Annotated in this window: 13 protein-coding genes; 7 read left to right on the forward strand and 6 right to left on the reverse strand. The window is 42.5% G+C overall.

The genetic code is table 11. The features are described from left to right. Window positions 1–11: 11 nt before the first annotated feature. A complete protein-coding gene (locus tag LEP1GSC192_RS14240; RefSeq protein WP_020770808.1) occupies window positions 12–794 on the reverse strand; it encodes an SDR family oxidoreductase in 783 nt (260 codons plus the stop codon). A gap of 177 nt (window positions 795–971) precedes the next feature. Between LEP1GSC192_RS14240 and LEP1GSC192_RS14245 the strand changes: the two genes are divergently transcribed. After that, window positions 972–1625, forward strand: coding sequence for a glutathione S-transferase family protein (locus tag LEP1GSC192_RS14245; RefSeq protein WP_020770693.1), 654 nt, complete (start codon window positions 972–974; stop codon window positions 1623–1625). 120 nt (window positions 1626–1745) lie between these two features. After that, window positions 1746–1982, forward strand: coding sequence for a hypothetical protein (locus LEP1GSC192_RS14250; protein WP_020770757.1), 237 nt, complete (start codon window positions 1746–1748; stop codon window positions 1980–1982). 6 nt (window positions 1983–1988) lie between these two features. On the opposite strand, the gene LEP1GSC192_RS14255 is transcribed toward LEP1GSC192_RS14250, so the two are convergent. Next, window positions 1989–3956 (reverse strand): M3 family metallopeptidase, encoded by a 1968-nt coding sequence (locus tag LEP1GSC192_RS14255; RefSeq protein WP_306819198.1) that lies wholly within the window; start codon window positions 3954–3956, stop codon window positions 1989–1991. Window positions 3957–4054: 98 nt separating this feature from the next. Between LEP1GSC192_RS14255 and LEP1GSC192_RS14260 the strand changes: the two genes are divergently transcribed. Together LEP1GSC192_RS14260 and LEP1GSC192_RS14265 are read left to right on the forward strand one after the other, a co-directional pair. Next, complete coding sequence (locus tag LEP1GSC192_RS14260; RefSeq protein ID WP_020770681.1) at window positions 4055–4654, forward strand: hypothetical protein; 600 nt, start codon at window positions 4055–4057, stop codon at window positions 4652–4654. Window positions 4655–4728: 74 nt separating this feature from the next. Further along, window positions 4729–5904, forward strand: a complete 1176-nt coding sequence (locus tag LEP1GSC192_RS14265) for a MaoC family dehydratase (protein ID WP_020770653.1) — start codon at window positions 4729–4731, stop codon at window positions 5902–5904. A 90-nt stretch (window positions 5905–5994) separates the two neighbouring features. Here LEP1GSC192_RS14265 and LEP1GSC192_RS14270 read toward each other — a convergent pair whose 3' ends face one another. Genes LEP1GSC192_RS14270 through metK form a run of 3 tightly spaced genes read right to left on the reverse strand, consistent with a single transcriptional unit; the run spans window position 5995 to window position 8470 of the window. Continuing rightward, the gene (locus tag LEP1GSC192_RS14270) at window positions 5995–6309 is read right to left on the reverse strand and encodes an ATP-dependent Clp protease adaptor ClpS (protein WP_036090316.1); all 315 of its coding nucleotides are present in this window, start codon (window positions 6307–6309) and stop codon (window positions 5995–5997) included. A gap of 41 nt (window positions 6310–6350) precedes the next feature. Then, a complete protein-coding gene (locus LEP1GSC192_RS14275) occupies window positions 6351–7310 on the reverse strand; it encodes a transketolase family protein (protein ID WP_020770684.1) in 960 nt (319 codons plus the stop codon). Continuing rightward, window positions 7310–8470: a methionine adenosyltransferase gene (gene metK, locus LEP1GSC192_RS14280; protein WP_020770880.1), complete on the reverse strand. Its 1161-nt coding sequence runs from the start codon at window positions 8468–8470 to the stop codon at window positions 7310–7312. Before metK ends, LEP1GSC192_RS14275 begins: the two co-directional genes overlap by 1 nt. Window positions 8471–8665: 195 nt before the next feature. Here metK and LEP1GSC192_RS14285 point away from each other — a divergent pair, with 195 nt between their 5' ends. From LEP1GSC192_RS14285 to LEP1GSC192_RS14295, 3 genes are all read left to right on the forward strand, one after another. Further along, the gene (locus LEP1GSC192_RS14285) at window positions 8666–9064 is read left to right on the forward strand and encodes a ParB N-terminal domain-containing protein (RefSeq protein WP_020770623.1); all 399 of its coding nucleotides are present in this window, start codon (window positions 8666–8668) and stop codon (window positions 9062–9064) included. 262 nt (window positions 9065–9326) lie between these two features. Continuing rightward, on the forward strand, window positions 9327–10133 hold the full coding sequence (gene lipL32, locus LEP1GSC192_RS14290; protein ID WP_008592267.1) for a major surface lipoprotein LipL32: 807 nt from the start codon (window positions 9327–9329) through the stop codon (window positions 10131–10133). Between the two features lie 342 nt (window positions 10134–10475). After that, on the forward strand, window positions 10476–12230 hold the full coding sequence (locus LEP1GSC192_RS14295; protein WP_020770694.1) for an acyl-CoA dehydrogenase family protein: 1755 nt from the start codon (window positions 10476–10478) through the stop codon (window positions 12228–12230). Window positions 12231–12328: 98 nt separating this feature from the next. Here LEP1GSC192_RS14295 and LEP1GSC192_RS14300 read toward each other — a convergent pair whose 3' ends face one another. Further along, window positions 12329–13018: an oxidoreductase gene (locus LEP1GSC192_RS14300; RefSeq protein WP_020770819.1), complete on the reverse strand. Its 690-nt coding sequence runs from the start codon at window positions 13016–13018 to the stop codon at window positions 12329–12331. Between the last annotated feature and the right edge of the window lie 211 nt (window positions 13019–13229).

Genomic DNA, 13229 nt, shown 5'->3' on the forward strand with positions numbered 1-13229 from the left:
TCTCTTACTATCTAATTTACCGTATTTAAGATTTTTGCCAATTTGCGGACCAAAAACCTAGGAGTGATACGAACGGATTGAGCAAGTAACTTGTTCGCCACTCCGGAGATTACGACTGCTCTACCCGCCTTTACTCCTTGGTAACCGATCTTTGCCACGTAAGCTGCATCTGCCTTAGGAACCAAAGCGCTATTCAAGATAGGAGATTTATCCATTTCCGCTCTTTGGAAAAATTCCGTTTTTGTCGGTCCTGGGCAAAGACAGGTAACATTCACTCCGTCTTTACGAACTTCTTCCGCAAGACCTTCCGAGAAGAATAGAACATACGCTTTGGAAGCATAATAATTCGTCATCATTGGTCCCGGCTGGAAAGCGGCGGTAGAAGCTACGTTTAAAATTTTTCCCGCATGTCTTTCTCTCATATCTTGGACGAAAAGATAAGTTAACTCCACAAGGGAAGTCACATTGACTTGGATCAGATCCAATTCTTTTTTCAAATCTAATGAATGAAATTTTCCGTTCGTTCCAAAGCCTGCGTTATTCACCAGAAGATCCACGATCGCTTTTTTCTTTTTGGCGAAGTCGTAAATTTTTTTAGGAGACTTGGGATCGGACAGATCGGCGGAAAGAACTTCCACATTCGCCCCCAAACTTTCCATTTCCTTTTTTACGGAGTTTAAGGTTTTGAGATTTCTTGCGACTAGTATGAGATCGTAACCGTCTTTTGCGGCCAATTTGGAAATTTCATAACCGATGCCGACGCTTGCTCCGGTAATTAATGCTGTTTTTTTCATGATCGATAAGATTCCTTTTCAAAAGACTATAAACTCTTTTATCGCAGCCAATTTTAGATTTAGATTTCCTTTCAGGAAAGTAGAAATTAAAAATTCAACCGACTTCCCATTCTTTCCTATCTAATTTATGAAAAAGACTTTACCTTACTACTTGTATTTAGATGATCTTCAGCTCTTATGATAAAACTATACGGTTATCCGATCAGCAATTATACGAATAAGGTCAAATTGGCACTCCTGGAAAAAGGTTTGGAGTTCGAAGAAATTCGCACACCATTCTCCCAAGACGAGGAGTTCCTACAAAAAAGCCCAATGGGAAAAATTCCTTATCTCGAAGTGGATGGAAAGTATCTGGTAGAGTCCCAAGCAATCTTGGAATTTTTGGACGAAGCGTATCCAAATAGCAAACGTTTGATCCCGGCGGATCCGTTCGAAGCGGCTCAGGTTAGAACGATTATATCCTTCATAGAAAATTATATAGATATACCCGCCCGCAGATTGTACGAATCCATTGTGGAAGGGAAAACAATCTCACCTGAAACTGTGGAACTAACAAAACTTTCCCTCCAAAAAGGAGCGAGAGCGCTTTCCAGATTGGCGAAATTTTCTCCGTATATCGCAGGAAAGGAATTCACTGCAGCGGATTGTTCCGCCTTTGCCACCTTTCAGATCATAAACGATCATATCGCGGATTGGATCACTCCGAATCCGCTATTCGAAATTCCGGGACTACAAGCATATCTGGATATGATGATGCAAAATCCGAACGCAGCAAAAGTGGACAAACCGAAGTCAGTCGTGATGAAAGCTCTAAAAAGACTCCGCAAATAGATCGGATCTATAGTCGGATTTTGTGCGCTGCGTTTTTCTATGAGAAAAATTCGGATCAAACCTAGTTTCAAAAAATCTGGTTGACTGGTTCGCTTCGCAAATTAACCTGCTGGTGTCCTTATGGAAGCAGAGAAAGTCATTTCGGTCCCAATCAAAGAACTTCCTCACTTAAAAGTGATCCTAGCCGGATGGTACAATTTTTTAAAGGATAGTTACGATCAGAAAGCGATAGACGCAAACGCCTTTAAAGACTCCCTAAAGACCAATGTAGTCTATAATATCGACTCCGACCAGGTAGAATTACTACTTTCCGGCACCGAACAGTTACTTCAAAGTTTCCGCAAAAAACTTTCGTAAAGCTACTCAAGCCACTAAATCATAGAGTTTTAATAGAGCGTCCGGCTCCGGATCTCGTCCTAAAAAACGTTTGAATAGCACCATGGCGTTTTCTGATCCTCCTTTTTCTAAGATCTCAGTTCTATATTTTTCCGCCAGGTTTTCATCGAATATTCCTTTAGATCTAAACGCAAAAAATGCATCGGCTGCCAAAAGTTCCGCCCATTTATAACTATAATATCCTGCCGCATATCCTCCGGAGAAAATATGCCCGAATCCATTCTGGAACTTGTTATATTCGGGCGGAAAAAGTACACTTACATCTTTTCGAACCGTATCCAAAATATTCTGCACCTGTTCTTCCGAATATTTTTGGAGATGGATCCTTATATCAAAAATTCCGAATTCTAGCTGTCGAACCACTCCCATTGCGGCTAAGAAGTTTTTTGTATCCTTCAACTTTTGAGCAAGTTCCTTCGGCATTGGCTTTCCGGTTTCATAATGAAATGCGAAGAAGTCCAATACCTCAGGCTCATACGCGAAATTTTCCAAAAACTGGGAAGGAAATTCCACCGCGTCCCATTCCACTCCGTTGATCCCGCTGACAGGAGGTTCTTCTATTTTTGCACATAGGTGATGGAGTGCATGTCCCATCTCATGGAAAAATGTCACCACATCCGAATGATTTAAGAGAGAAGGAGCGGAATCTTTGGCAGGAGGGAAATTACAAACCACGAACGCGGAAGGTAAGATCGTTTTACCGGAAAGTTTATTGCGAGTTTCCCAATGATTCATCCAGGCCCCGCCCTGTTTGTCCTTTCTTGCCTCCAGATCCAAGTACAATCTTGCGATAATTTCTGAGCCGTTTTTTACATGATACACTTCGGTTTTTGGATCCCAGATCGGAGCGTCGGTTTTATCGAATTTTAATCCTAAAAGTTTTTCCAAAAAGGAGAAGGTACCCTTTACGACAGTATTCTTTTCGAAATAAGGACGTGTCTGTTCTTCATCAAAATCGTAATTTTTCTTTTTCAACTTCTCCGAAACATACGCGCTATCGAACGCTTGGAAGTCCGAAATACCCAAGTCCGAGGCAAATTTTTTGAGTTCGCTCATTTCTTTCTCTGCTATCGGTTTTGCGAGTTTTCCGATCCTTTCTAGGAAGTCCAACACCTGCTCGGGAGAATCCGCCACCTTCGTTGCAAGAGAAGCTTCGGCGTAATTTTTATAACCTAATAATCGAGCGGACTCGTCTCGAAGGGCCAAGATCTCTTCTAAAATTTTTCCGTTCCCGGGAGCGCGAGTTACGTATGCTTTATATAATTCTTCTCTTTTGGATCGATTGTTTCCATAAGTCATATAACAATTATAACTCGGGAACTGAAGTGTGAATGTATAAGTCCCGTCCTCGTTTTTATACAATGTTTTGTCCGATTCAGGGATCTCTTTAACGTCTTCTTCCGACTCGATTTTCATCTCGAAAGAGTTTGTGGAGTCCAAAAGATTTTGGGAGAATTGGTTGGAAAGATCGGATAGCCTGAGTTGAATTTCTTGCAGACGATTTTTTTTATCTTCAGGAAGTCCCACTCCACCTAGTTTGAATTGAAGGATCGCGTCTTCCAGAACCTTATTTTTAGGCCTGTCTAAAGAGGATTTTTCCTTCTCATAAATTTGAGAGTATAGTTTGAATAATTTTTCGTTTTGTCCGAGTTCGGTATAGAATTCGGTGATCTCCGGCAGGATCTCCGTATAATGTTCTTTAGTTTCTTCGCTATTCTTAACGCTATTTAGGTGAGAAAGTACCGTAAACTCTTCCTGTAATTCCTCCATAGAGTCGTTCAGAGGTCGTATTACGGACTCGTAATTTACAACATCTCTCTTCTCTAAAACTTCTTCCAAAACCTTTTTTGAGTTTTGGATCTTTTCTCTCACCCTTTGCTTTTGTACGGAAAGTGGGGTTTGGGGAAATTCTCTGAATAGAACTACTGGACTCATCGATTCCAGACTTTCTCTTCCCGAATGGAAAAGCACCTATTTTCCATCTTGACAAGATTGAAAAACTGATTCGAATTCCGGCATTCCGACATTATCTTATGAGATCTTATTTTTTTATCCCTATTTGCCTTCTTTACTTGGGCTGCACAAGCCCCCCTCTACCTGTATTCCAAACTACGGAAGGGATCTGCCCTAAATCGAATCTTTTCGTATTGTCCCAACCCGAGATAGATGTGCAGAGAGGCAATGACCTCGTAGGGGTCTACTGTAAGGCAAACATTACCCCTCATGGATTCGAGTGGGAAATTAGCTTAGTATTTCGGGACGAGATCCATCCAAGTTCTTGGAAGGATTTTTTTTATAGGATCTACAGAAAGTTTCGTTATGGTCGGACCTACGACATTGAGTCCTTTTTAGTCCGACTAGAACCGGATGGAAAAACATTTCAATTGGATTTGAAAAATGTTTATTCAGGAGACCAAATCTTCCAAGAAGACCCGGTGGTTCATAAGGATAGGATACTTTCTTCTTCTCTTTTGCAAAATCGGAACTCACTGCCCATTCTTTATGTGAATACCTGGAATCATATGTTTGGGGAGAAGGACAATAATCCGGGACTTTCCAAACAAGAGATCCAAGTTTCCGAGTTTCGTTTCGGAGCCAGAAGCCAATTGGATGCCTATTTCGGGACTTACTGAAGCCGAAAAAGCCTTTTCCGAGCGGAGGATCTCAAAATCCTGGAAGAAACTAAAAACTAAGCGGGAGTTCTCATATGGCTAAAATCCCTACTTCCCCCTTCGCGGAACTAGGTCCCAAAACTCCGGTGGAAACCGGAACCGTAAAACGGGGTATTTACGGTAGATATCTGGAAGAATTTACAGAAGGTGCAATTTTCGAACATCCGAGAGAACTGACCATCGATCGTTCTTTTGCACAAGAGTTTGCTACCACGTTTATGGAAGCAAACCCACTTTACCTTTCCGCTCCTTATGCACAAGCTCACGGATTTAAGGATCTATTAGTTTCTCCCTTGATGGTGTTCAACGTGGCACTTTCCTTAGGGGTACAAAACGATTCCGAAAAAGCGCTCGCAAACCTTGGATACTACGACGTCCAATTCCTAAAACCGGTATATCCTGGAGATACTCTTTCCGCTAAAACCAAAATTATCAAAATAGACGATAAGGGCGCGGATAAACCGGGGATTGTTCATGTTCGCACGATCTGTTTGAACCAAAACAAGGAATTAGTACTTCAATACGAAAGAAAGATCATGATCTATCACTCTAACGGAAAACCGAAAGGAACTCCGAAACCTGTGATCAAAGACGCTTTCTTCCCAGAAACTGACAGCCCGGTCATCGAACTCCCTGAGTTAAAATTCCCGAAAGGTTTCGAGACCGCTACCTGGACGGATACCTACTTCGAAAATTTCGCAGCGGGTCAGATCTATATCCACCAAAACGGAAGAACGATCACCGACGAACACTTCCCTTGGACCTACAGAGTCGGGAACACTCACCCGCTTCATTACGACAAACTTTACTCTTCCGGGATTTCCGGACCAATGGGCGGAGAACCTGTCGTTTACGGAGGACTCGTATTTGCATGGTTATGCGGACTTTCTTCCAGAGATGTGACTGAGAATGTTATCTGGGATCTGGGGTTCACGGAAGGATACCATACCCAACCTTCTTTCAGCGGCGACACTGTGACTGCGATCACTAGGGTCCTGGCTGTAAAAGATAGAGGAACCGAATTCGGTATTCCTGCGGGAGAAGTTCATCTTCAATTTATCGGCCTGAAAAATATCAAGGCAAACGATGCCTTCGAAAAATTCGGAGCGGATCTATTCTTAAAAGAGAACGATAAGAAAAAACACGGGAAAGAAAAACTTCCTGAGAAAATTTTCGAGATCGAAAGAAAGATTCTAGTTAAGAAGAAGTAATTCGTTTCGCACTGAGGGCACAGAGTTCACGGAGTTTTTTGATTTAGTAATTTTAAATCTCTCCGTGTTCTCAGTGATCTCTGTGCGAACTTATCCTTCCAACGTTGCGCTCATGGAGCCTTTGGATGCAGGCAAAAGTGGATCCGGTCCGTAATTCAGGATCAGATCCTGGATATGTTCTGCATGTTCCAATTCGCCTGCAAACACGACGGTCTTTTTTTGGGCGTCTACTTCTACGGCGTGACCGAAAGCTTGTTCCGGAGTCATCTTACAAACGTCCATGAGCATAGTGATCACATATTCGTAAGTGTGTTCGTTATCATCCCATAAAACCACTCTCCAGGGTCCTCCGATTTGCACCGGATCTTCTGTGGTGGTTTCTTCTATCGAGGGTGAGTTAGGCATGGCACGAAAAACTTATGCCCGGCAAAACACCGGGCTGTTTGTTATTTGGATTGGACTGCTTTTTTTGCGAGTTCTACAATGTTTTTGGATCTAAGACCGAAATAATCCAGAAGCCCTGACCAGGTTCCGGACTTACCGAAACTATCCTTCATTCCCAATTTGAGAACACGCACCGGATATTCTTCGGATAAAAATTCACTGACTGCGGAGCCGAGTCCACCGATCACATTATGTTCTTCGCATGTGACAACCGCACCGCAAAGTTTCGCATATTTGAATATTGCTTCTTTATCGATTGGCTTGATAGTCGCCATATTCAAAAGAGTGGCTTGGATACCTTCCGCTTCCAGTTCTTTTGCGGCGATCATTGCCTCGTTTACCAGAACTCCGTTTGCGATGATAAGGACGTCTTTACCCTCTCTCATCACTTCCGCCTTTCCGATCTCGAATTTATAATTTTCTCTTTCGATCAATGGAAGATTCGGACGGCCTACACGTACGTAAACCGGTCCTTTATAATCCGCAATCGCATGAATGATCTGTTTAGTTTCGTTATAGTCGGAAGGACAGATCACCACCATTTCAGGAATAGCTCTCATAGTGGCAAAATCTTCGATACATTGGTGAGAAGCTCCGTCCTCACCTACCGTAATTCCACCGTGAGAAGCGACTAATTTCACGTTTAAAAAAGGATAAACTACACTATTACGCACCACTTCCCAGGCTCTCCCGGATAAAAACATCGCGAAAGAAGAAGCGAATGGAACGTAACCTGCAAGAGCGAGTCCGGCAGCATGTCCCACTAAATTCTGCTCCGCAACCCCTACGTTAAAAAAACGGTCCGGAAATGCTTTTGCGAATTTATTGGTTTTAGTAGAACCGGAAAGATCCGCGTCTAGTACTACGATATCGGAACGTTGTGCACCTAATTCGTGCAAAGCGTCCCCGTAACCGTCTCTGGTTGCTTTTTGATCTGCGCTAGATGCGGATACTGCTCCCATTAACCTTTCAATGCTCCCGCTTTATCAGTTCTTTCCCAGGTAAACGTTTCCCCACTTCTTCCGAAATGTCCGTAAGCTGCGGTTTCCCTGTATTTTCTTCCCTTCTCTAATAATTGTAAGGACTCAGTGATCCCTCTTGGAGTCAGTTTGAAGTTTGCTCTGATCCTTTTAACGATCTCTTCCTCGGAAAATTTACCGGTTCCGAAAGTGTCCACGTGAACCGAAACAGGTTCTGCAACGCCGATCGCATAGGCCAACTGCACCTCACACTGAGAAGCAAGTCCTGCTGCTACCACGTTTTTTGCGATATATCTTCCCATATAGGCTGCGGAACGGTCCACTTTGGAAGGATCCTTTCCGGAGAATGCCCCTCCACCATGTCTTCCATAACCGCCATACGTATCCACGATGATCTTACGTCCGGTCAGACCGGTATCTCCGTGAGGTCCGCCGATAATGAACTGACCTGTCGGGTTGATAAAATATTTCGTATCTTTCAAGAAGTTTGCCGGGATTACCTTCTTGATACATTCTTCGATCACGGATTCCTCAATCTGCTTATGGGAAACTTCAGGAGAATGCTGGGTAGAAATTACCACGGTATCCACACGAGTCGGCTTTCCGTTTTTATACTCTACCGTTACCTGGGATTTTGCGTCCGGACGAAGCCATTTCAATTTTCCGTTATGACGTAATCCAGCCAGATGTTTAACTAACTCATGAGAGTAGTAGATAGGCATCGGCATCAGTTCAGGAGTTTCGTCGATCGCGAACCCGAACATCAAACCTTGGTCGCCGGCCCCTTGCTCTTTAAAAAGACCTTCGCCCTCTGTTACACCTTGAGAAATGTCAGGACTTTGGGCATGGATATGGGACGAAACTACCGCAAACTCGGCATCAAATCCGAGGGAAACATCGTTATATCCGATATCTTTGATTACATTTCTTGCGATCTCTACAGCGTCGATTTTTCCCTTGCTAGTTACCTCTCCGGCTACTACTACCAGGTTGGTAGTCACTAAAGTTTCGCAAGCTACCCTGGATTTCGGATCCTGAGCTAAATAAGCGTCCAGAATTGCGTCGGAAATTTGGTCGCAAACCTTGTCAGGATGTCCTTCCGATACGGATTCCGAGGTAAAGATGAAGTCTTGAAGGGACATTCGATTGTAATTCCTGTTAAAATTATTTCTATGGGGAGAATCTTCCCCGCTTAAAACTATAAACCTATACAAGTTGTCACTGTCAAGTGAATCCGACCTGAGGTTTTTCCAATCTTATGGGGTTCGGACGGAAATTTAGTCAAAACTTATGAAATTGATTTGTAGGATTTATACGGTAGAAAAAGCATTTCTTAGATGAAAATTCGGGTCTCCGATATTAAGGTAAAGAACCGCATTCGTAAAGATTTAGGCGACTTACACGGTCTGAAATCTTCCATACAAAACTTAGGGCTTTTGCATCCGATCATTATCGACCTGGACAATAAATTAGTCTCCGGCGAAAGACGCCTAGAATGTGTGAAACTTCTGGGTTGGGAATATGTAGATGTTCGGATCGTAGATGTACGAAGTAAAAAAGAAAGGGTTTTGATCGAAGCCGAGGAAAACAATGTACGGCTACCGTTTACCCCGGAAGAACAGGAAAGGGCTCAAAAACTATTAAGAAGATATTCCAATACGGGGATCCTGGGTAGATTATTCGCCTGGCTTATGGATCTTTGGGAATGGTTTTGGTCCTGGCTTTTTAAGAAATAATTGATAAGAGTCAACTCCATCTAAATCGAAACGTTTCCATTCGGAAATCTGGAAATTTTTTTCCACTCCAAATGGAACCCGTTATAAGATCCTGCTTAACTATAACAAGTCCGGAACATAAAACCCAATCCGACATTAGAAATCCTTTTTTTAAAATTTTTGCACTGCCACAAGACGCCAGGAAACAAAAATTTATTAATTAGATTTACAAAAAGGAATCTCTTCTCTATCTTGAGCAATCCATACCAAGGAGATCTCTCGAATGAAAAAATCTTCGATCCTTATAATCTCCACCGCTATAATGGTCAGCTTTGCTGCATGTATCGGTGGACTCCCCGGCCTACAAAGTAATTTCTCGGTCGGAGAGCAAGACATTCCAGGAGTAGGAGTTAAGAAGCTTTTCGCACCTTATTCCGAAACTGTGAACTATTGGGGATACATCAAACCAGGACAAGCCGCTGACGCAGTAGTAAACGGAAAGAAATCATATTTCCTTTATATTTGGGTTCCAGCAGCTATCGTTGAATTAGGTGTTCGCCTAATTTCCCCTACCGGAGAAATCGGTGAGCCATCTAGCGGCGACTTCGTGAGCGAGGCTTTCAAAGCTGCAACTCCGGAAGAAAAAAGCATGCCGAACTGGTTCGATACTTGGATTCGCGTAGAGCGCTTAGCAGCTATTATGCCGAACCAAATCGAAGGAGCAGCTAAAGGAAAAGCTCTTCAAAATCTTGGCGACAATGATGATGGAGACGATACTTACAATGAAGAGCGTCACAACAAGTACAACTCTTTACTTCGTATCCAAATTCCTAATATTCCAAAAAGCTTGGACGAACTGAAAAACATCGACACTAAAAAACTTTTAGTTCGCGGTTTATACAGAATTACCTTCACTACTTACAAAGTAGGCGAAGTTAAAGGTTCTTTCGTAGCTACTGTTGGAGTTCTTGGCCCTCCAGGTGTTCCAGGTCTTTCTCCTATTCTTCACGCAAACCCAGCTGAATTGCAAAAATTGGCTGTTGATGCAGAAGAAAAATTGAAAGCTGCAGTTGCTGGAGATAAGAAGTAATCCTTCTTTTTTCCCGCTTTGCTGAAAGCCGAAAGCCGTCGGGTCAAACCGGCGGCTTTTTTTATGTTCTAATATAAGCTCCGATCTCGCACAGAGAACACTGAGGTCACAGAGAAAGTTGTGTAGGAATTCCTATATATAGTCCACGTAAGCACCCAGCTTCTATTAAAAAATTTCTAATAACGCCTTCCCAGCTCGGTGAACTCCGTGGTCTCCGTGCGAACCCCAAAAATTCTACATTCACCTTCAATTTTCCCTTTCCATATAGAAATCATATCATAAGGCTTCCTTAAGGAACGTTATCACAATGAACAAAAGTTCATTTTTATTCGGAGAAACTCCATGATCGTAAATAATTATTTCTTAGAAAACGAAGACTTAAAACAATATTTCGAATCCTTAATAGACTGGGAAGAGATCGTAGAAGCGTTCGAACAAGGATTTTCAGACAAAAAAGAATACGAAAAGAACGGAAAAGAAGAATTGGCGTTAGCTCCGGGAAGTAAAGAAGAAGCTATCGAATTTTACAGATCCATATTGGAATCCGCGGGAGAGATCGCCGGAAAGGAAGTAGCACCTTTCGCGCAGAAAATGGATGCAGAAGGTTTAATATACGAAAAAGGTAAAGTTCACTTTCCTAAGGAAATGATAAACGCAGTCAATAAGGTCAAAGAAGCCGGCATTCTCCCTTACTCCATCGGACGTAAACATGGAGGACTAGGACTCCCTTGTACGGTACAGGCAATGCTAATGGAAATATTTTCCAGAGCGGACGGTTCGCTTGCAATCGCTTTAGGATGTATGAATTTAGCCGAGACCATAGAAAGATTCGGTTCCGAAGAAATGGTAGAAGTTTATGTTCCCAAAATGGCCGCTGGAGAACTATGCGGAGCCATGGCTCTTACTGAACCGAACTACGGATCCGATCTTCCTAACTTACAAACAAAAGCGATTCAGGGGGAAGACGGGGTCTGGAGAATCACCGGAACCAAAAGATTTATCACTCATGGTTGCGGTTTCGATGATAAACCTTCCATCATTCTTACATTAGCTAGGACCGGAAGCCCGACAAGCGGAGCAAGAGGTCTCTCTTTTTTCTTAGTCAAAAGTGAAGATGTAGAGATTGCAGGAATAGAAAAAAAAATGGGATTACATTGTTCTCCCACCTGCGAAGTAGTTTATGAAAACACTCCGGGTATATTGATCGGAGAAGAAGGTTACGGACTCGTAAAATACTCTATGGCAATGATGAACGGTGCAAGACTTTCCATCGCGGGACAGGCAATGGGGATCGGAGCCGCAGCGTATTACGAGGCTAAAAAATACGCAGATGAAAGAGAACAATTCGGCAAGAAGATCAAAAATATCCCGGCAGTGAAAAAGATGTTGGATCTGATGGATAGAGAGATCCTGGCGATGCGTTCCATTCTACAAGAAGCCTCCAGATCCATAGACCTTTACCATTGGAAATCCGAAAAAATGAAAGAGAATGGGATAGACGAAAGAGAGATCAAAAAGAACGAAAGTATCAAAAAATGGGAAAAACTCGCTAATCTATTCACCCCATTATCAAAATATTATATTACGGAACAGGCAAATAAAATCGCATTCGACGCATTACAGATCCACGGGGGAGCGGGATATACTTATGATTACGATATTTCCCGGATCTATAGAGACGTAAGGATCACAAATATCTATGAAGGAACCACACAATTGCAGGTCATTGCCGCAATTGGCGGAATTGTCACAGGTCTCGGCGCCAAAGGGATCTTGAGACAATACCTGGATGAAGAAATGAGCTCCTTCTCCCCTTCCGGAGAACTATTGGAAAACCGCAAAAAACTGGAAGAGTCCCATTCCATTTATACTTCCTTGGAAAACGGAATATCCAAGGACGAGGTTGCATTCGAACTAGTGGAATCCGCTACCAGGGTCATCATTGGAGTCGTTTTAGAAAGAGGCCTAAAAAAGCTAGATGGGGAAGCAAAGGCCCGAAGAGAAACTTTGATCCGCTCCTATAACTTGGACAGCAAAGCTCTATTAGAATATAATAAAATTAAGATCCAGAATAAGAAAGAAGTAGCTCTAGTCTAATTTCTCACAGAGACCACGGAGGACACAGAAAGAAGTGCGATGTAGGAGTTCCAACATTGCTTTACTCAGTGCTCTCTGTGAACTCTGTGCGCCAAAAATTAAAGAATAGAATCTAAATTCGCTCTCGCGGAAGAAGATCCTAATACCTGGATCTGATCCGATTCTATAATCTGCTTTCCTGTTTTGCCGAACCAGGCTAGGTTCAACATGGACTTAGCAACGGTTTTAGCATGAACGGATCTGTATTTTTTAAAAGGACCAATAAGTAAAGGATTGATCAAGAAGGCGAGTTTAGACCCGATCTTCTCTCCTAATCGGAATTCTTTTCGATCTCCTTCCAAAAGCGAAGGTCTAAAAATCCCAAGAGTCTCAAAACCAAGTTTAGAAATTTCCGCTTCTACCTCACCTTTCACTTGATTATAAAAAACGAAAGAATCACGATCCGCACCAAGAGCTGTCACAATAAAAAAAGATCTTACACCCTTATCCTTGCAGGCTTTAGCGAATTTGGACGGATACTCCAGATCCACTTTTTTAAAATTCTCCTTAGAACCTGCTTTGCCGATCGTAGTTCCTAAAGTACAAAATGCGTCCGTTATCCCAGGAGGAAACTCTAACGGCTTTTCCCAATCGGTAAGGATCAACTCTAATTTTGAATGTGTCCATTCCAAAGGTTTTCGGACCAGAAGATAAACCCTGTTCCAAGATGGATCTATCAATAATTCCTGAACAAGCTCACTGCCTACAAGACCCGTTCCGCCTGCCACGATCGCTACTCTATGATCCATTCTTCCATCCTGTTTATCGAAGGTCTGATTCGAACTTGATTTTGTATAAAAGTTCCACTGATTCGGAGATTTATTGAAGAATTAGTATAACCCTTTTGTTCGCCGAATCGGTCGAAAACAATAAGAAACGATTGAATCAAAAATGGAAAGGAGTATTTTGGGGAGCTATGCCTTTAAGAGATTATCTACCTAAGTTTCTTTGTAATATTTT

Source organism: Leptospira sp. B5-022 (assembly GCF_000347035.1).
Lineage (GTDB): Bacteria > Spirochaetota > Leptospiria > Leptospirales > Leptospiraceae > Leptospira_B > Leptospira_B cinconiae.

What these genes read in the sequence shown, in the direction of transcription:
- LEP1GSC192_RS14240 (WP_020770808.1), bottom strand. Translation starts at nt 794, where the DNA reads ATGAAAAAAACAGCATTAATTACCGGAGCAAGCGTCGGCATCGGTTAT.
- LEP1GSC192_RS14245 (WP_020770693.1), top strand. Translation starts at nt 972, where the DNA reads ATGATAAAACTATACGGTTATCCGATCAGCAATTATACGAATAAGGTC.
- LEP1GSC192_RS14250 (WP_020770757.1), top strand. Translation starts at nt 1,746, where the DNA reads ATGGAAGCAGAGAAAGTCATTTCGGTCCCAATCAAAGAACTTCCTCAC.
- LEP1GSC192_RS14255 (WP_306819198.1), bottom strand. Translation starts at nt 3,956, where the DNA reads ATGAGTCCAGTAGTTCTATTCAGAGAATTTCCCCAAACCCCACTTTCC.
- LEP1GSC192_RS14260 (WP_020770681.1), top strand. Translation starts at nt 4,055, where the DNA reads ATGAGATCTTATTTTTTTATCCCTATTTGCCTTCTTTACTTGGGCTGC.
- LEP1GSC192_RS14265 (WP_020770653.1), top strand. Translation starts at nt 4,729, where the DNA reads ATGGCTAAAATCCCTACTTCCCCCTTCGCGGAACTAGGTCCCAAAACT.
- LEP1GSC192_RS14270 (WP_036090316.1), bottom strand. Translation starts at nt 6,309, where the DNA reads ATGCCTAACTCACCCTCGATAGAAGAAACCACCACAGAAGATCCGGTG.
- LEP1GSC192_RS14275 (WP_020770684.1), bottom strand. Translation starts at nt 7,310, where the DNA reads ATGGGAGCAGTATCCGCATCTAGCGCAGATCAAAAAGCAACCAGAGAC.
- metK (WP_020770880.1), bottom strand. Translation starts at nt 8,470, where the DNA reads ATGTCCCTTCAAGACTTCATCTTTACCTCGGAATCCGTATCGGAAGGA.
- LEP1GSC192_RS14285 (WP_020770623.1), top strand. Translation starts at nt 8,666, where the DNA reads ATGAAAATTCGGGTCTCCGATATTAAGGTAAAGAACCGCATTCGTAAA.
- lipL32 (WP_008592267.1), top strand. Translation starts at nt 9,327, where the DNA reads ATGAAAAAATCTTCGATCCTTATAATCTCCACCGCTATAATGGTCAGC.
- LEP1GSC192_RS14295 (WP_020770694.1), top strand. Translation starts at nt 10,476, where the DNA reads ATGATCGTAAATAATTATTTCTTAGAAAACGAAGACTTAAAACAATAT.
- LEP1GSC192_RS14300 (WP_020770819.1), bottom strand. Translation starts at nt 13,018, where the DNA reads ATGGATCATAGAGTAGCGATCGTGGCAGGCGGAACGGGTCTTGTAGGC.